The sequence below is a fragment of the Metabacillus sediminilitoris genome (assembly GCF_009720625.1).
In the GTDB taxonomy this organism is placed as follows: domain Bacteria; phylum Bacillota; class Bacilli; order Bacillales; family Bacillaceae; genus Metabacillus; species Metabacillus sediminilitoris.
The window spans coordinates 2,072,195-2,089,675 of record NZ_CP046266.1 but is presented as its reverse complement, the minus strand read 5'-3'; the positions used below and the strand labels follow the sequence as shown (position 1 = coordinate 2,089,675).

Annotated in this window: 15 protein-coding genes and 2 pseudogenes; 7 read left to right on the top strand and 10 right to left on the bottom strand. The window is 35.0% G+C overall.

Translation table 11 applies throughout. The features are described from left to right. Position 1: 1 nt before the first annotated feature. Positions 2–4,597: a glutamate synthase large subunit gene (gene gltB / locus GMB29_RS09955; RefSeq protein WP_136357457.1), complete on the bottom strand. Its 4,596-nt coding sequence runs from the start codon at positions 4,595–4,597 to the stop codon at positions 2–4. Positions 4,598–5,637: 1,040 nt separating this feature from the next. On the opposite strand from gltB, the gene psiE reads away from it, so the two are divergent. Next, positions 5,638–6,102 (top strand): phosphate-starvation-inducible protein PsiE, encoded by a 465-nt coding sequence (gene psiE / locus GMB29_RS09950; protein WP_227551648.1) that lies wholly within the window; start codon positions 5,638–5,640, stop codon positions 6,100–6,102. A gap of 386 nt (positions 6,103–6,488) precedes the next feature. Here psiE and GMB29_RS09945 read toward each other — a convergent pair whose 3' ends face one another. Then, the gene (locus GMB29_RS09945) at positions 6,489–6,947 is read right to left on the bottom strand and encodes a CBO0543 family protein (protein ID WP_136357455.1); all 459 of its coding nucleotides are present in this window, start codon (positions 6,945–6,947) and stop codon (positions 6,489–6,491) included. Positions 6,948–7,459: 512 nt separating this feature from the next. On the opposite strand from GMB29_RS09945, the gene GMB29_RS09940 reads away from it, so the two are divergent. Then, positions 7,460–8,683 carry an IS110 family RNA-guided transposase gene (locus GMB29_RS09940; protein WP_136359330.1) on the top strand — a complete coding sequence of 408 codons (1,224 nt, stop codon included), beginning with the start codon at positions 7,460–7,462 and terminating at the stop codon, positions 8,681–8,683. Positions 8,684–8,897: 214 nt separating this feature from the next. Here the strand turns inward: GMB29_RS09940 and GMB29_RS09935 are convergent, their stop codons facing one another. From GMB29_RS09935 to GMB29_RS28025, 3 genes and pseudogenes are all read right to left on the bottom strand, one after another. Further along, positions 8,898–9,506 carry an NAD(P)-dependent oxidoreductase gene (locus tag GMB29_RS09935; protein WP_136356380.1) on the bottom strand — a complete coding sequence of 203 codons (609 nt, stop codon included), beginning with the start codon at positions 9,504–9,506 and terminating at the stop codon, positions 8,898–8,900. 465 nt (positions 9,507–9,971) lie between these two features. Continuing rightward, a pseudogene (locus GMB29_RS27335) lies at positions 9,972–10,100 on the bottom strand (GNAT family N-acetyltransferase); the annotation flags it as partial. A 91-nt stretch (positions 10,101–10,191) separates the two neighbouring features. Further along, a complete protein-coding gene (locus GMB29_RS28025) occupies positions 10,192–10,302 on the bottom strand; it encodes an IS3 family transposase (protein ID WP_406600322.1) in 111 nt (36 codons plus the stop codon). Between the two features lie 10 nt (positions 10,303–10,312). On the opposite strand from GMB29_RS28025, the pseudogene GMB29_RS09930 reads away from it, so the two are divergent. Continuing rightward, a pseudogene (locus GMB29_RS09930) lies at positions 10,313–10,537 on the top strand (GNAT family N-acetyltransferase); the annotation flags it as partial. A gap of 208 nt (positions 10,538–10,745) precedes the next feature. On the opposite strand, the gene GMB29_RS09925 reads toward GMB29_RS09930, so the two are convergent. From GMB29_RS09925 to GMB29_RS09910, 4 genes are all read right to left on the bottom strand, one after another. After that, on the bottom strand, positions 10,746–11,039 hold the full coding sequence (locus tag GMB29_RS09925) for a hypothetical protein (protein ID WP_136356384.1): 294 nt from the start codon (positions 11,037–11,039) through the stop codon (positions 10,746–10,748). Positions 11,040–11,220: 181 nt separating this feature from the next. Continuing rightward, a complete protein-coding gene (locus GMB29_RS09920; RefSeq protein ID WP_136356386.1) occupies positions 11,221–11,565 on the bottom strand; it encodes a zinc ribbon domain-containing protein YjdM in 345 nt (114 codons plus the stop codon). Positions 11,566–11,589: 24 nt separating this feature from the next. Beyond that, positions 11,590–11,928: an ArsR/SmtB family transcription factor gene (locus GMB29_RS09915; RefSeq protein WP_136356388.1), complete on the bottom strand. Its 339-nt coding sequence runs from the start codon at positions 11,926–11,928 to the stop codon at positions 11,590–11,592. A 57-nt stretch (positions 11,929–11,985) separates the two neighbouring features. Beyond that, positions 11,986–13,716 (bottom strand): SulP family inorganic anion transporter, encoded by a 1,731-nt coding sequence (locus GMB29_RS09910; protein WP_136356390.1) that lies wholly within the window; start codon positions 13,714–13,716, stop codon positions 11,986–11,988. A 529-nt stretch (positions 13,717–14,245) separates the two neighbouring features. Between GMB29_RS09910 and GMB29_RS09905 the strand changes: the two genes are divergently transcribed. From GMB29_RS09905 to ytzI, 3 genes are all read left to right on the top strand, one after another. Next, positions 14,246–14,404: a hypothetical protein gene (locus tag GMB29_RS09905; RefSeq protein ID WP_155443867.1), complete on the top strand. Its 159-nt coding sequence runs from the start codon at positions 14,246–14,248 to the stop codon at positions 14,402–14,404. Between the two features lie 141 nt (positions 14,405–14,545). Next, positions 14,546–15,022, top strand: coding sequence for a DNA mismatch repair protein (locus GMB29_RS09900; RefSeq protein ID WP_136356398.1), 477 nt, complete (start codon positions 14,546–14,548; stop codon positions 15,020–15,022). Between the two features lie 56 nt (positions 15,023–15,078). Beyond that, positions 15,079–15,246: a YtzI protein gene (ytzI, locus tag GMB29_RS09895; RefSeq protein ID WP_136356400.1), complete on the top strand. Its 168-nt coding sequence runs from the start codon at positions 15,079–15,081 to the stop codon at positions 15,244–15,246. A gap of 135 nt (positions 15,247–15,381) precedes the next feature. On the opposite strand, the gene GMB29_RS09890 is transcribed toward ytzI, so the two are convergent. Next, positions 15,382–15,819, bottom strand: coding sequence for a GNAT family N-acetyltransferase (locus GMB29_RS09890; RefSeq protein ID WP_136356402.1), 438 nt, complete (start codon positions 15,817–15,819; stop codon positions 15,382–15,384). A 512-nt stretch (positions 15,820–16,331) separates the two neighbouring features. Between GMB29_RS09890 and GMB29_RS09885 the strand changes: the two genes are divergently transcribed. Next, on the top strand, positions 16,332–16,928 hold the full coding sequence (locus GMB29_RS09885) for a beta-class carbonic anhydrase (RefSeq protein WP_136356404.1): 597 nt from the start codon (positions 16,332–16,334) through the stop codon (positions 16,926–16,928). The last annotated feature ends 553 nt before the right edge of the window (positions 16,929–17,481 follow it).

Here is a 17,481-nt window from a genome sequence, read left to right as displayed (position 1 = left end):
CTTACCCTCCCTCTTTTATCGCTTTCACTGCTTTTTGGCTTTCTTCAAATGCCCGGAGTGCTGCTTGATGTTCACTTAACCCTTCCTCTAGCAGTCGCTTAATTCGCTCTTTCATTTCCAAATAGTCCTTCGGAATGACTCTGACAAATTTCTTACTCATATCTGCCCAGCTATTTAACACTCTCTCCCCAAGAGGACTATGCGTATATTGAACATGCTTTTCAATCATTTGGTGGACAAGTTGGAGTTCTGACGCATCTTGAATAGGGTCGAGATAAACTTGAGCCTGATTACATTTGACTCGAAAATCGTTTGTTATATCCAAGACATACGCAACACCACCCGACATACCGGCTGCGAAGTTTTTCCCTGTTTCCCCCAGTACAATCACTGTTCCACCTGTCATGTATTCACAACCATGGTCGCCCACACCTTCTACGACCACATTTGCTCCGCTATTCCTCACACAAAAGCGCTCTCCGGCAATTCCGCTGATATAGGCTTCTCCTGCCGTTGCCCCGTAAAAGGCAACGTTTCCGACAATGATATTATTTTCCCAGGTAAAGGTAGCCCTCCGAGAAGGGCGAACAATAATTTTCCCCCCCGATAAACCTTTACCGATAAAATCATTGGCATCTCCTACTAGTCTCATCGTTAATCCGGGTGGAATAAAGGCAGCAAAGCTTTGTCCGGCAGAGCCAGTAAAAGTTAGGTGAATCGTATCCTCAGGCAGCCCCTTGGCACCATACCGTTTTGTTATTTCACTCCCTAACATGGTCCCAGCGACTCGGTTAATGTTCCGTATCGACAAAGTCGCCTTAATAGGTTCCTGGTCTTCAAGCGCTTCTTTACATAAAGGGATCAACTCTTGTTTGTCCATTGTTTTATCAAGTCCATGAACCTGTTCAACCGTGGCATAACGGCTGGTATTTTTCGGAACTTCAGGCTGATAGAGAAGAGCAGAAAGATCTACCCCTTTTGCTTTCCAATGGTTAATCGCTTGATTTGTCTCTAAAACATCAGTCCTTCCAATCATTTCATTGACCGTGCGGAATCCGAGTTCGGCCATTAGCTCTCTTACTTCCAAGGCGATGAATCTCATAAAGTTGATTACATGCTCCGGTTCACCCGTAAATTTTTTCCGTAACTCGGGGTTTTGTGTGGCAACGCCTACCGGACAAGTATCGAGGTGGCATACCCTCATGATGACACATCCTAATACAACTAACGGTGCCGTTGAAAATCCATATTCCTCTGCCCCAAGTAAGGCAGCAATTACAACATCCCGGCCTGTCATCAATTTCCCATCCGTTTCCACGACGATTCGATCACGAAGACGATTTAACAGCAATGTTTGATGTGTTTCGGCTAAGCCCAGTTCCCACGGCAATCCTGCATGCTTTAAGCTTGTCCTTGGCGCAGCCCCCGTTCCGCCGTCATATCCACTAATCAGAACAACATCGGCTCTTCCTTTGGCAACACCTGCTGCAATGGTTCCGACACCGGCTTCCGATACAAGCTTGACACTAATTCTGGCGGATGGATTTGCATTTTTTAAGTTATGAATTAATTCCGCCAAGTCTTCAATGGAATAAATATCATGGTGGGGCGGCGGCGAAATCAATCCTACGCCAGTTGTTGAGCCCCTAACCTCGGCAATCCATGGATATACTTTTTTTCCGGGAAGATGTCCCCCTTCTCCCGGCTTGGCACCTTGGGCAACCTTAATTTGGATTTCATCAGCATTTACAAGATAATGACTTGTCACTCCGAATCGGCCTGATGCTACTTGTTTAATCGCACTGCGCCTCAATTGCCCATTTGGATCCGGTGTAAATCTCGCCGGGTCCTCTCCACCTTCTCCCGAGTTGCTTCTTGCCCCAATTTTGTTCATGGCAATGGCAAGTGATTCGTGGGCTTCACGACTAATGGAACCGTATGACATCGCTCCCGTTTTAAACCTCTTACAAATTTCTTCAACAGACTCTACCTCGTCCAACGGTATAGGTTCCCGTTTTTTAAAAGCCAACATGCCGCGAATGGATTGAAGATTGTCGCTAGGGTCTGTCAATAATGCTGAATACTCTTTAAAAAGTTTATAATTATTCGTTCGGCATGCTTGCTGTAATAGATGTATGGTCCGAGGGTTGTATTGGTGATCTTCTCCGTCATGGCGCCACTGAAAATCATCACCTGAATCCAATGTCCTCTCCACGCCTCTTGTCGGATCAAATGCTCGTTTATGCCTCATCATCACTTCTTCGGCAATGATATCCAACCCAATACCCTCTATTCGTGAAGCCGTTTCAGTAAAATATTTCTCGATTACGCCTTGATCAATCCCGATTGCCTCAAATATTTGTGCTCCAATATAACTTTGAATGGTTGATATCCCCATTTTCGATAACACCTTAACGATCCCATCGGTTGCTGTCAAAATGTATGTGTTAATAACCTTGTCGACTTCTGTTTCGCGTATATCACCGATTTCAATCAAACCCCTTAGAGACTCAAAGGCTAAATAAGGATTGATCGCTTCCGCCCCGAAACCAAGTAATGCTGCAAAATGATGGACCTCTCTTGGTTCCGCCGATTCAACAATGATGCTTACCTTTGATCGTGTTCCTTTTCGAATTAGGTGATGATGCAATCCTGAGACTGCGAGCAGAGCTGGCAACGCGGCATATTCGGCATCGACTCCGCGATCAGATAAAACCAGTAAAGAAATACCACTGTCGATGGCGGTGTCAGCTTTTAAAAATAAGCTATTTAAAATTTTTTCAAAATTGGGTGTAGCTGTTTCAACAGGAAACAGGATGGATAGTGTTTCCGTTTTAAAGCTGGAATAGTGAAGTTTTTCTAACTGACTATTCGTCAAAATCGGTGTCTGAAGCTGAATTTGTTGACAACTTTCAGGCTCAGGTTTAATTATGTTTTTCTGTGGTCCAATTGTTGTTAAAACGGAAGTAATAATCTTCTCCCGAATGGCATCAATCGGCGGATTGGTTACCTGGGCAAAAAGCTGTTTGAAATAGTTATATAGCAACTGTGGTCTTTTTGATAAAACCGCAAGGGGAGAATCATACCCCATCGAACCAATGGGATCATGCTTATCTGTAACCATCGGCTTCAAAATTTTATTGAGGTCTTCGTTTGTATACCCAAATGCAAGTTGCTGTTTGAGTCGTTCATCTGTATTAATAACTTGTTGATGACTGTCCGTTTCAGGCAGATCATCAATATGAACTAAATGTTCTGCTAACCAATCTTTATACGGATACTCTGAGGCGATTTGCATTTTAATATCTTCATCCGGAATAATTTTGCCCTTTTCCAAATCAACAAGGAGCATTTTCCCTGGGAGAAGTCTTCCTTTATATTCAATATCCTCAACAAAAATATCCAATGCGCCTACCTCAGAACCCAAAACAATCATACCGTCTTTTGTTACATAATAACGGGCAGGACGCAGCCCATTCCGGTCAAGACATGCCCCGATTTGTTTTCCATTCGTAAATACAACAGCAGCAGGACCATCCCATGGCTCCATTAAACAGCTATGAAATTGATAGAATGCCTTCTTAGCTTCATCCATTTTTTCATCATGTGCCCATGGCTCGGGAATCATCATCATCGCTGTATGCGCAAGTGAACGTCCTGAAAGATGCAGAAATTCAAAACAATTATCAAACATGGAAGAATCACTGCCATCCGTATCGATGACCGGAAATAACTTTTGATAATCCTTGTCTCCAAATAACTTAGATTCACAAAGAGCCTCTCTAGCCTGCATCCATTTAACATTTCCTTTAATCGTATTAAATTCTCCATTATGGATCGTAAACCGGTTTGGATGAGCTCTTTCCCAGCTAGGAAACGTGTTTGTACTAAATCGCGAATGAACAAGGGCTAGTGCAGACTTAAAATCACGATGATTTAAGTCAACATAAAAGGAATCCAACTGTTCAGGAATTAACATGCCTTTATAGACAATGGTTCTTGAGGATAAACTGCAAACATACATCCCTTCTTGATGCTCCTTATCTGAAGGGCACACTTCTTTTTCTAACCGTTTACGGATCACATATAATTTTCTATCGAAATCATTTTGATCATGTGGATTAAGAGAAGAAGCAATAAACATTTGACGGATAAACGGTTTTGATTTTTTGGCCATGTCACCAACAAAAGAATCATTAACCGGAACAGTCCTCCAACCTAGAAAGACCTGCCCTTCCTCTTTAATGACGTTTTCAATTTGTTTTTGAGTTTTTTTTCTAACTTCTGGATCCTGTGGTAAAAAGATCATACCAATCCCGTATTTACCCGCTTCAGGGAGTTCAATATTTTCTTTTTCACATTGTTTCTCAAAAAATGAATGGGGAATTTGAGTAAGAATCCCTGCTCCATCCCCGGTACTCGTGTCTGCTGATTGTCCGCCCCTGTGTTCCAAATTACATAAAATCGTTATAGCATATTCAACAATATCATGGGTCTTTTTTCCATTTATATTAGCGACCATTCCAATTCCACAAGCTTCATGTTCATATTCAGGGTGATACAAACCTTGCGGACCAGGATACCCAGGATTTTTCATGACAACATCCCTTCTTAAAGAACTTGTATTTCTATGTTCAAGCAGCCTTGTTATGCACAGCTGTTACTAGGTAAATATTTCTTCATACAAAAATAGTGTATACATTCCATTTCTATTTATCCTATTGCAATAAAAAATCTATAGCTGTCAACACCGATATATTCAAGCTACTTACACAAAAAATAACTCGTTTATACATGTGAAGAACCTTGTTGAACCTACAGCAATACTATTACGCCAAATAATAATAAAAAGAGCCTTTCTAGAAGGAAAGGCTCTTTACTCACTATTGCATCTCATATTAGTCCTTTCTTACAAGTAGTGAACAACACTCCATATGTGCAGAGTGTATGTTACAACACATGGGGTACTGGTAAAGTTTTATGGGCTTAATAAGTTGCCTCTTTTGTATTCGGCAGTTGTATGGCGGCTGTTACTTTTTATAGTTTCTGTCTATGTCACTTTTTTATTGTATAGGATAATCTTGAATATTTTCTACCAATGATCTTCAACAATCGCGCCCTCTTGTTGAATAAGATAATAATAATAAATTTCAAATTTGATTCTATGCTTTACCCCATTTTCCAAAATAGACTTTTTTCTCTTTTGCGTTATCAAACCCTTCATTAAACCAAATATTGTTACATTTTATTACATTTTTTATTTTACGTGTTAGATAATGTTCCATTTTTTAACTAAACTTCCATTTGAGATGATAATATATAAAGTAATTCATGATAATGGTGAGATCTATTTGACATCAATAAGGAGCAAATTTGTCAACAGCTGACCCTTGAAGCAATTGTAAGATTAGAAAAGAAAGCCAATGAATTTGAAGGCTATGTATTAGTAAATCAAAATGTCAATGCAAAAAGTATATTAAGCATGTTCTAGTTGGCGGCACAAGCTGTACGATGACCTTTCATGCTTCTAGAAAAGACAGCAAATAAGTTGTTAAGGTATTAAAGACATTTTTACAAAGTGCTAATGGAATAATAGTGTAGTATTGTGTCTGTGAAGATAAAGGGGGTTATCAATTAATGAGAGAGATGTGGAGAATTACCTCGCAAAAAGCGATTTTTGAGTTTAGTAAACTTCCGGATATTCGTACCGCTGTCCCATCAATATTACAATTCAGCTTAAATGTAGCATTAAGCATACTTGCGACGGTTTTATGTATTTTAATGGCTAAAGAAATCTTTTATTTTGTAGAATTCATTGTCACATCTGAAACACCCAATTTTCAACATTTCCTCGAACAGATCCTTGTCTTTTTTCTCTATTTTGAATTTATCTCAATGATTGTAAAATATTTCCGCGAGAACTACCATTTTCCGATGCGATACTTTCTCTACATTGGCATTACAGCAATGCTCCGCTTAATTATTGTTGATCACCACGACCCATTCAATACATTAATACATGCTTTCGTTATCCTCATTTTAATTTTGAGCTACAATATTATTAACAATACACCTGCCAGGAAATCCCTCAATAATAAATAATTGGTTAGAATTCGATGATGCTATTGCTTGTTATCAATACGAATACGTTGTTAACATGTCTTCAATGTAAAATTTTTTATGGATTAAAGATTCTTTTTACCCCTAAGTAAAATAATTGCGTATTTACAACGTTTTGCGTATTACAGTATAAAAAATCCCAATTTCATTTATAAATGAGAAATTGGGATTTAATTATTCAACAAGAGCGCCCTTCAATAGAGTATCATGACTGGCGTTTTTAAACATCTTTATTGTTAATCAGTACTACAGACTCAATTTCGTGGCTAATAAGATAAAAATGGATTTAATCCCTGTTTAATATAAAAAAATAAACGTTGAAAGCTTTTTGATATATCCGTCTTAAAGACTTATGGATAGTCTTCAATTTATCTATCATGTCTGTTAATTAATTTCATAAGGATACGGATAAACATCATTAGAAAAAAGATACTGATAAACGTGTGTATCCATGTCCAAGTATGATATTCAATTAAATCAGTATATCTTTCCAAAAGAACCTCAATGCTCGTTAAAACAGATGTATACAATGCACATTTTAGAATAATGCTAGGATATCTTGAATAATTAGTTGCTTGATAAAAGTAAATACAGACAACTGGTAGTAAAAGATATTCATAAAGAAGGCTAGAACTGAAATAGTTACTTAAAAAGCTTATTGGATATTCGATCATTTTTTCTTCTACAACAAGAACACCAAGAAATATTGTGAAATAAGAGGTCAATAAGAAAATTAAAATCAAATCTTTGATTGGTGTTTTTCTTAAACTATAAAAGAATAAGGTGATTCCTATTATGAGCAGTGACCATAAAATGATTCTTTCCATGGATAATCAGTCCTTCAAAAATCGTTAACTTTCTCATGAGTCATTATAACCAAAATAAAAATTAAATCTTTACTATTTGAAATCTCTCATTTTTAAATTTAATCTTCAAGAATCTGGCCCTTAAATGAAATTAAGCGCTAATCCTTGTTACAGGAAAGCGCTTCGATTGTTAAATATTAATTTTCTATTGCATAGTGTATTTGTACTGTTCAGCAATCAATGTTAATTTATCAACTTTTTCAGAATAGCTCCCTTTAGCCGCCCATGCAGCGCAAAAATCAGCGCTGCACCACAGAGAATGAAAATGGTCTAGAACCGTCAATACTGATTCTACGGCTGGGAGAGGAAGGTCGATAAACTATGGTGCGTTAGAGCCCACCCTTTAGTCTGACTCCTTCGACCACGGTGCACCACTGACTGTTGCTCCCTTGCGGAAGCACTCATAGTAGATTAATCCCTGTTCTGGTTGTTGCACCAGCCTCCACTAATATGTCGTAGAGAGGAAAATTAAAATGGATGTAATCATTGAACGAGCATGTGGGATGGACGTTCATAAAGACTCTATCACCGCATGTATTCTTACACCAGAAGGAAAGGAGATTCAAACTTTTTCAACGAAAACCGTGTTTTTGTTAAAACTATTAGACTGGATTAAGGAACACAATTGTTCTCATGTTGCCATGGAAAGCACCAGCGTATACTGGAAGCCAATTGTGAATTTACTAGAAAGTGAGGGAATTGAATTTTTAGTAGTCAATGCACAACACATTAAAGCTGTTCCTGGACGGAAAACTGATGTAAATGATGCTGAGTGGATTGCGAAGCTTCTTCGTCATGGATTAATAAAAGCTAGCTATATTCCCAATCGAGATCAAAGAGAATTACGAGAATTAGTTCGATACCGTAGAAGTATCATTCAAGAACGGGCGAGACAACAAAATCGAATCCAAAAAGTGTTAGAAGGTGCTAACATTAAACTGGGTTCAGTTGTGTCACAAATTAAGGGTGTTTCCGCTATGGAGATGCTTCGTGCGATTGCTGATGGAGAAGATGATCCCGTAAAGCTCGCAAGCTTCGCTCGCAGAACATTGAAAAAGAAAAAAGAGGAACTAGAGTTAGCATTACGAGGCTACATTAGCCCTCATCAGCGAATGATGCTTAAAACAATTATCACTCACATTGATTTTCTTACAGATCAAATCGAGAAGCTTGATAATGAAATTGCAGAAAGAATGAGTTCTTATCAAGATGACGTTGAACGTTTAGATTCAATTCCAGGTGTCGCTACCCGTATGGCAGAACAGATTCTAGCTGAGATTGGAACTGATGTTAAAAATCAATTTCCAAGCGCTGCTCATATGTGTTCTTGGGCAGGGTTAGTTCCAGGACAAAACGAAAGTGCTGGTAAAAGAAAATCTTCCAAAACTAAGAAAGGGAATAAATATTTAAAATCAGCCTTACAAGAAGCAGCTCACTCAGTAAGAGGATCTAAAAACTACCTTGGGGCATTGTATCGACGTACAGCTGCCCGCAAGGGTACAAAACGCGCTGCTATTGTTGTCTCTCATGCCATATTGCGAATATGTTACTATCTTTTAACACGAAAAGAAATGTATGTAGACTTAGGTGAAGACTACTTTGATAAACAAAGAGCACAATCAATTGTACGTCATTCGCTTCGACGACTTGAAAGCTTAGGCTACACCGTTTCGCTGACAGAAACAGAAGCATCCTGATCCAGTCTAAAGATTAGCTTTTTAATTGCCTATGAATCAGGCGCTCTCCTTTTTTTAAAAATGAATGAGCTGCGTCTTCTTTAGTATTGCCTTCTTTTCTTCCTTACATAATTTAATTTTCATAGTAGTTGAAGAGTAGGGATTGTTGCAGCAACTCCTTTTCTTATTCAACAAACGGGTTAGTCCAATAAGCAAGTAGTATAAGAGAATATTATTAGTAGGCGATACCTACACGTGATTTTATATAATCGCTACTTTTTATCTGGTTAAATGTAAATTCTGCTGTATCCGGCACGGATATTTCAACTCCACCCTCCGGCAAAAAATTACGGTCTACACGATATTTACCTAAACTTTCTCCATCCGGCAAATACGTAGGACAGACAATCGTCCATTCGAGTGTTGATTGTTTAAGCATATCGTAAACCTTAGGATGTTCTTTCGCTGCACGGGTTGACTTACGCTTTGATTCACTTGACTGATAACGCAGTGAATTTGGGGTGGTTCTACTTTGCAGGATACCTGCAGTTCCTATAGTTATAATTCGTTGTATACCTTCGTTTTCCATTGCTTCGATAATGAGTGGCATACTTTCTGATAAAGTAGTTGTCCCATCAGTATTTAGTGCACTAATAACTACATCAATCCCATGCATTGCACGTACGATATCATCTTTATTTAAAACATTACCTTGAATAATAGTTAAATTTTCATTATTTATTTGAATCTTCTCTGGAGTGCGAACTAATACAGTAACATGATGTCTGTCATGAAGGACATAGAATACAAATATTACACTAGCTATTATATCGTCTTTTTTCAACTAATGTAGGGTTACTTTAAGTACATAATTTCACAATCTCCTTTAAAATTTAGGATAGAGATCTAATTTTCTTTAAAGAAGTTGCTCAACAATATGGCCCGTTTCTTGAATATAGTTCATGCAAAATGAGTAACTTTCATTTTTACTTTACATAAAAATTTTGCATTTGGGCAAAATTATAGAAACAAATCTAATTGGAGAGTAACATTTATGATTTTTCTTTCCCTTTTGTTAATGTTAGGCGGGTTATTAATTATTAATGCTATTTACGCTTATTACACCAAGCACATTGATTCTAATTTTTTACTCACTTTATGGTACTATATTAAACTTGTACCTTTTTTCCTGTCTACGAGTATGATGATTGGATACGGAGTGAAGTTTTTAACAAAAATCGTAGATAACTTAACCTTCTCACTTATTGTCTCTAAAGGAATGGAGATCCTATTAGTGTAGCAATTGGACGGGTCTTGTAGGAAGTAGTACATAAACTCCAATAATTTGCTTATCAATTTCAGCTACAAAACATTCGCCTCTTTTCACATATTCCTCAACAATTCTCTGAGACGGGTCTGCTAATAACAATAAATCCATTGGAGGTTTTTCATTTATATTTAATTTCCTAATAACATTTTTACTCTCCTCAATAAAATTATATTTAATCCATATTACTATCTACTCTTTATTAAATAAAACTGTTCCGTTGGCACAATAAGTAAAATCGATAAAATAGGAAATCTATTGGAGACAGGTAGTTTAATTTTTGCTGAATACGTATTTGATTATAGTATTGCATATATTAATGGAAACAGTTAGTAATGGATGCAATTCAAATAGCCAGGAATAAAGGGTATAAAACAATAGAAATCGGTACTGGAAATTCAAGTATAGGACAATTAGCTTTTTATCAAAAATGTGGTTTTAGAATTATTGGTGTTGATTTAGACTTTTTCATTAGGCACTATCCAGAAGAAATATTTGAAAATGGGAAACATTGCAGGGATATGATTCGACTTTCACAAGATTTATAAATTAAAAAACCAATATTTACATTGCATACATGTAAATGATGTGAGAACCATTGATATCCCAATAGTTCTCACATCGAAGTTAAGATAAATGCAGATTTACAACGTTAAGGATATTCCGTATTAAAAATCCCAATCTCTTAGTGATATAAATAAGAAATTGGGATTTAATTATTCAACAATTGTGTCTGGTATGGAATAGCATAGAAGACTAACTAAAATACCCTGTTTTAAAAAATTTAATACTGGGTATGATCTGAAAAATTTGTGCTTTTTTTGCTTCCCACTCTTTTATTAGGTCTTGTTTTGATAAATTTATAGCTGTTTTATCATTTTCACTCTCACCAAAACCAATAATTTTTTTATCTTGTTTTTGATCGTAACAAGAATACGCGTGAAATAATCCATTTTTAAGCTGAAAAACAGCTGTTATAATATCCCCGTTTTCGTCTTTAGTTTTTATGATAGTAGAAGGTTGATGAAATTTGTGTCTCCATTTTTTCACACCTCATGATAAACTTTAGAGCAATTTATATAAAAAATGTATTAAGAACTTTTTTGATGTGACTTATTTAGAAAGATTTATTCAAAATGTTATCTGAAGTGACCTATAACAAACCTATCTCACCATTACAAAATATTTATTTCTTTTGTTACAATAAAAATCTGTTACATTAAATCTCCATTTATATCTTTTTAACAAATTCAGATTTTAATTGCATAGCCCCAATACCATCAATTTTGCAATCGATATCATGATCTCCTTCAACCAAACGTATATTTTTTACTTTTGTACCTATTTTTACGACTAATGAACTTCCTTTTACTTTAAGGTCTTTGATAACTGTTACAGAATCACCATCGTTTAAGATATTTCCATTTGCATCTTTGAAAATCTTTTTATCTTCACTATTATCAGTTTCTTTTTCCAATAAATTCCACTCATAAGCACATTCTGGGCAAACAAAAAGACTTCCATCTTCGTAAGTGTATTCTGAATTACATTTAGGGCAATTTGGCACATCAACCATAATTTCTTTCCTCCATTTACTTTTTTATTTCTCATTATCTGTATCATTAAATTTATCTAACATTGATATCGCATCAACAAGATGATTATTAAATATTTGACGAGCAACACTGAGCAGCTCAATAATCATTGGATCTCTTAAAGAATAGATTACACGATTACCATCTTTGGTACCTGTAACTATATTTTTGGCTCTCAAAACTGTTAATTGTTGTGATACTGCTGAACCTTCACTACCCACAAGATTCTGAATTTCATTTACATTTTTGTCTCCGTCTGCTAAAAGTTCAAGAATTCTTATCCTAAGAGGATGGGCAAGAGCTTTAAAAAATTCAGCTTTAAACTGTTGCATTTCTAAGTTCAATTTATTTCCCTCTCTTTCTAGATACAATTAAGATGTCGTAACTACTTTTCCTCTTTCTTAAATGTGCTCGTATTCACCCGAAAAGACTGTACATTCCCTAAAAGCAAAATGTTTGCATCCAAGACATTTATCTTTATTTAAATGTTCAAGTCCAAAATCTAAAGCATTTCCAGTATGATCAAAAAATCGTTCTTCTCCTATATATTCAAATAAACCTGTCTTTACTAACAAGCTTTTAGGTTGAGGTTTAATACCAGAGATCAATACAACCCCATGTTTGGAAAAATCCTTTATGATACTTGATAAATAAGATTCACCGGTTGTATCCATAAAAGGGACTTTCCCCATTCTTAAGAGTAAAACCCTCGGTTTGTAATTGATTGTATTCATTATTGATTGCTCAAACGCTTGAGCAGCCCCAAAAAATAAAGGACCTTCTACATTATAAATACTAATTTGAGGACAGTCACGAACATCTGTCACCATGTGAGATTCCATCTTTTCATGTTTATTGTTTGGGTTAGGTAGTGCCTTGAGTGTTACCATAATATCACTCATTCGCTTTGTAAATAAAACTACTGCTAATAAAAGACCTACTTCAACAGCAACTGTAAGATTAACAAAAACAGTTAATAAAAAGGTAACAACTAGTACAAATGAATCTTCCGTTTTTGTTTTTAACACGTGATAAAATACATGTCTCTCACTCATGTTCCAAGCTACTACCATTAATATTGGTGCCATACTGGCTAAAGGGATACTTGAAGCATAAGGAGCAAGAAGTACTAATACTATCAAAACTACAATTCCATGTATTATTCCGGAAAGTGGTGAGACAGCACCATTTTTGATATTTGTAGCTGTTCTTGCTATGGCTCCTGTTGCAGGAATTCCACCAAATAAAGGAGTAATCATATTAGCGATACCTTGCCCCACTAATTCTCGATTACTATTATGCTTACTATTTGTCATACCATCAGCAACCACTGCAGATAATAAAGATTCAATACCCCCAAGCAATGCAATTACAAAAGCTGGTCCAATTAATTGTTGTACGCGTTCAAAAGTCATTTCAGGTACCTCAAAATGGGGTAAGGTACTTGGAATTTCACCAAATGTAGAGCCAATTGTAGCTACTTGATTAGGATAAAATATGCTGGCTATCACTGTAGAAAATAGTAATCCTATAAGTGGACCTGGAACCTTAGGAAAAAGTTTGGGTGTTAATAAGACGGCAATAAGACATATTCCAGCAGTTAAAACACTATAAAAGTTAATGGAATGAATGTGTATGATAATTTCTCTAAAATTACTTAAAAAGTTTTCATGTTTTTCTACCCCTGTAAGGCCTAGAAAATTAGCAATTTGACCAACAAAAATAATAACGGCTATTCCTGATGTGAAACCTATTGTCACTGGCCTTGGAATAAATTTAATCAATGAACCCAGTCTAAAGATTCCCATTAAAAATAGTATAATACCTGCAAAAAATCCAGCAATTAATAAGTTTTCATACCCATAAGTCATGACAATTCCAAATAAAATAGGAATAAAAGCTCCTGTAGGTCCACCAATTTGGTACTTTGACCCACCAAACAGAGAAATTAAAATTCCTGCAATGATTGTGGTGTAAATTCCATATTCCGGTTTAACTCCAGAAGCAATTGCAAACGCCATACCTAAAGGTATAGCAATTACACCAACGACAAGACCAGACAAAAGGTCTTTCTGAAAATTCGGTAAAGAATACCCATTATATCTCCCAGTAAAAAACCATTTATGTTGCATTAGCAACCCTTCTCCGTTTATAATATTTTAGTGAATTAGTATATCTGATTATTTGAATATATCATGATATGAATGTACACTGTTTCATTATTTATGTCAAAAAGAAATCTTTGAGGTGAAATTTATGAGAGTTGGGGAAAAAGTTCTATTTAATGAAATGATTTATAAAATTCTATATTTTTATTCAACAGGATATTGTGAACTTAGAAAAGAGGACGACCCCTTCAAATTTGAATTGATTCATAAAAAAGATCTAAAAGAAATTAAAGATACTACATTAAGTAAAGAAAGTTTTTAATGATTCTTCATATTAAATATAATATTTTCACTAATTCTCTATATTTTAAAAACCTCTTCTAAAGAAGATTAGGTGATTATTAGGCCAAATAATCAATTATTAGTTGAGTAACTAGTTTGAATTAAGAGCATTATCTCCAACATAATTAATAGATAGAATCATAATATTCCCAAAAGACTTAAATTAAATGGAACAAAAAACTACATTTAATTAAGAAATAAGGAGATTAAAATGAATGTTTCAAAAGGTGAAAAGGTTGATTATTTAGGAAAGATATATACGGTAATAAAAGTTTATGATAACGGTTTTTGTAAAATTGGGATAGAAAAAAGTCACTGTTACCAGGAAATTGTACTTGTGAAAATAAGCAACCTTACTTCACATTTATAAAGGTACCATTTTTAGTTTTTAGGGATATTAAGTTCTAGTAGCTTTAAGTATGTTCATAAAAAGGGAACTTCAAAGTGAAAACATAATAAAAAAATTGGTTATTCTATCAGGAAAATAATCAATAACAGATGGAGGATTAGATTGAGTATAGAAATAAAGAGGGAAGACATTATCCAACATGGTTTGAACGTACTTCAATTAGTTGGGTCACATTATATTTGCAAGGTTTGTATTAATAGTGGAAACTCCTGTTGTAAAGGGTGTGAGTTTTTAAAAGACGGTTTTGGTTGTCAGAAAAGAAATACAAGTTGTACTGCCTGGTTATGTGGTTTACAAAAATTCTTTTTAAATGAAATTGGATTGTTAGATGAGTGGGAAAACTTATGGGAACAGGTCCCTGGACAATGGTTTCGTAGAGATAACACCCCAGAAACGATAAAAATAAAATCATTACTTAATATTGAACAGCTAGATAGTAAAGTGGGAAAATTGATAGCTACAAAGTTAGAATTATTTGTAAAAGAGGGAGGAAATGTAGATAAGTTAGAAAGAAAGTTGAACCTAGATTTTGAGCTTAGAAATTCAGATAATATTCATCCTTTATATAGAAGGCACTAGGGTCTTGTGAATTTATAAATAAGAGTTATTTAAATATTTGAGGAGGAACCATAAAAATGGCGATTTTTTTGATTGTAAGCTTAGTCATTATCTTTATTATCTTATTATTAAGTTTAACCACTACATCGAAAGCATACCAATATAAACACACAATTGACCCAGTTGATCACCATACAGCTGTTAACGATATAAATAATCAAGAAAATGATAATAAACAAGAGTAGGATAAGATGTCGTATCCTTGTTTCCATCTTCTTTTTTTGTAATTTGCATTTTTCTTAGCAAAAAGAGCATCAATTCTTACTCTGGGAAAGCCCCTCTAGTTAAGCGATATAAATATTACTTATAGCTGGCATTGTTTATAATGGCAAACTCATAGTAACTGTTTTTATGCTAAACCCCATTTTTTCATACATTTTAATAGCTTGGTTCTGTGCATAAGCACTTAAACGGACTTCAGAATATCCAACTTGTCTTAGATGGTCAATAGCAGTTCTCATTAACTGTTTAGAGATTCCTTTTCCTCTAAATTCTTCTATAACAAATAGTTCATAAATAAATCCATTCATCTTATCAGTAAACTGGTCTTTACTTTCTCCTAAAAGAATCCATCCCATTAATTTATCGTCTTCTGTTGCTATTAAGTAATAGCTTCCCTTTTTTAGTAGTGGTTCAACAAGTTGTTCGATTTTTTCATTAGTAGGTTTTACTTCACCCAATGTGCCATCATATACGGCTTGTGGTGAAAATGCCAAAACCTTATTAAGTTCCGAATCATTAGGTTTTCTAATATCCATTAATTGAGTCCAGTCCTTTCAATATCCTTTTAATCAGTTTAACATGGTATCCCAGTAATCTTCTCCAAAGTCTTTAATTAATTAAACAAAACTATTTCATGAGAGTTCACTTTATCCTCTTTAAAACTCCTTCCTTATTCCATTAAATGGCTGTAAAAAGAGCACTGCCTTTTTTAAGGATAGCGCCCTAGGACTTGTTCTAAAATGGAATATTTAAAAAAGGAACTATTGAATGGGCAATAGTTTAATAAAAGTTCATCAACAAATTTCATATCTATTTAATAATAGAAGGCAAGAAACATGTTAGCATGTCTAACATGTTTCTTGCCTTCTTTCTTGACCTTGAGTATTATTAATCTTAAATCGTTATCAGTATGTTATCAATGGCCTTTTGGTTATTCACACTTGATCACTGATTCACAAGAAATTTTATAGATATCGCATAGAGTTTCTTTGTAGGATTATTTGTTAAAACTCTTAAGTTCCAACACAAATAACAAGGAGAAAAATCAATGTCTATTATTTCCACTATTTTAGATTATAACAAAGTTTTTGTTGATGAAAACAAGTATGAAGAGTTTCAAACTACGAAATATCCGGATAAAAAAATTGTCATTTTAACCTGTATGGATACCCGTCTATTAGAATTGCTTCCAAAAGCAATGGGTTTGAGAAACGGGGATGCGAAAATTATCAAAAATGCTGGAGCTATTGTGTCTCATCCTTTTGGTAGCATTATGCGCAGCATTCTTGTCGCTATTTATGAGTTGAAAGCAGAAGAAATATGTGTGATAGGTCATCATGGATGCGGGATGGTAGGCCTTCAATCGTCCTCGATTCTTGAAGCCGCAAAACAGAATGGGATCTCTGAGGTTCAAATTGATACCCTAACGAATGCAGGTATTAATTTGTCCGAGTGGCTAACCGGTTTTCAATGTGTAGAGGAGAGTGTCACAAATAGTGTTCATTTAATCAACAATCACCCTTTAATGCCAAAAAATATTGCAATTCATGGTATGGTTATCCATCCTGAAACCGGTAAATTAGATGTCGTTGTAGATGGATATCACGATGTTGATTCTAGTAATACTGAAATATTCAGTATGTAAAGGAAAGAATTTATATAAACTGCTTTGTGATATATGACAGCAACCCCGTCACTACCCCTTATAAACCGTTAAACTTTTTAAAATTATCAAGACCTAAATTGTAAAAAGTCATAAAAAATAAAGGGTGATATATATTAATCATGTATAATATTTTCCACCCTTTTACTTCTTGTTCAAGAAACGCGCCCTATTCTTGAATAAGCTACTACATAATGTTTGCGAATTGTTCACTAGACAGGTAGGTTTAACTAACTTCGTTTCATGTGCATTTCCATTAATCTTTCTAAAATTAACCACTTTTTCAAACATCCGCATTACCTTTTAACCAACTGATTTATCATTTTATTTCCTTGTATTAATTTTCTTAATTATGTTATTATATAAAAATATCTTTTAAGGGGCGTGAAGTTTTGAATAGATACTTAGCCCTCTCTATTTTGGTTATAATATATAGCTTTTCCTGTTATTTTATTTACGATTACCCACAAGCTATTGGTGTTCAAGAAATCAATCTTACGGAAAACCAAAGTTCAGACTACCCAATTGATGATAA

Bases quoted from the DNA above. Each gene is read 5' to 3' on its own strand.
- GMB29_RS09885 (WP_136356404.1), top strand. From the start codon at position 16,332: ATGTCTATTATTTCCACTATTTTAGATTATAACAAAGTTTTTGTTGAT.
- GMB29_RS09940 (WP_136359330.1), top strand. From the start codon at position 7,460: ATGGATGTAATCATTGAACGAGCATGTGGGATGGACGTTCATAAAGAC.
- GMB29_RS09890 (WP_136356402.1), bottom strand. From the start codon at position 15,819: ATGGATATTAGAAAACCTAATGATTCGGAACTTAATAAGGTTTTGGCA.
- GMB29_RS28025 (WP_406600322.1), bottom strand. From the start codon at position 10,302: ATGCAATACTATAATCAAATACGTATTCAGCAAAAATTAAACTACCTG.
- GMB29_RS09920 (WP_136356386.1), bottom strand. From the start codon at position 11,565: ATGGTTGATGTGCCAAATTGCCCTAAATGTAATTCAGAATACACTTAC.
- ytzI (WP_136356400.1), top strand. From the start codon at position 15,079: ATGGCGATTTTTTTGATTGTAAGCTTAGTCATTATCTTTATTATCTTA.
- GMB29_RS09905 (WP_155443867.1), top strand. From the start codon at position 14,246: ATGAATGTTTCAAAAGGTGAAAAGGTTGATTATTTAGGAAAGATATAT.
- gltB (WP_136357457.1), bottom strand. From the start codon at position 4,597: ATGAAAAATCCTGGGTATCCTGGTCCGCAAGGTTTGTATCACCCTGAA.
- psiE (WP_227551648.1), top strand. From the start codon at position 5,638: ATGAGAGAGATGTGGAGAATTACCTCGCAAAAAGCGATTTTTGAGTTT.
- GMB29_RS09910 (WP_136356390.1), bottom strand. From the start codon at position 13,716: ATGCAACATAAATGGTTTTTTACTGGGAGATATAATGGGTATTCTTTA.
- GMB29_RS09945 (WP_136357455.1), bottom strand. From the start codon at position 6,947: ATGGAAAGAATCATTTTATGGTCACTGCTCATAATAGGAATCACCTTA.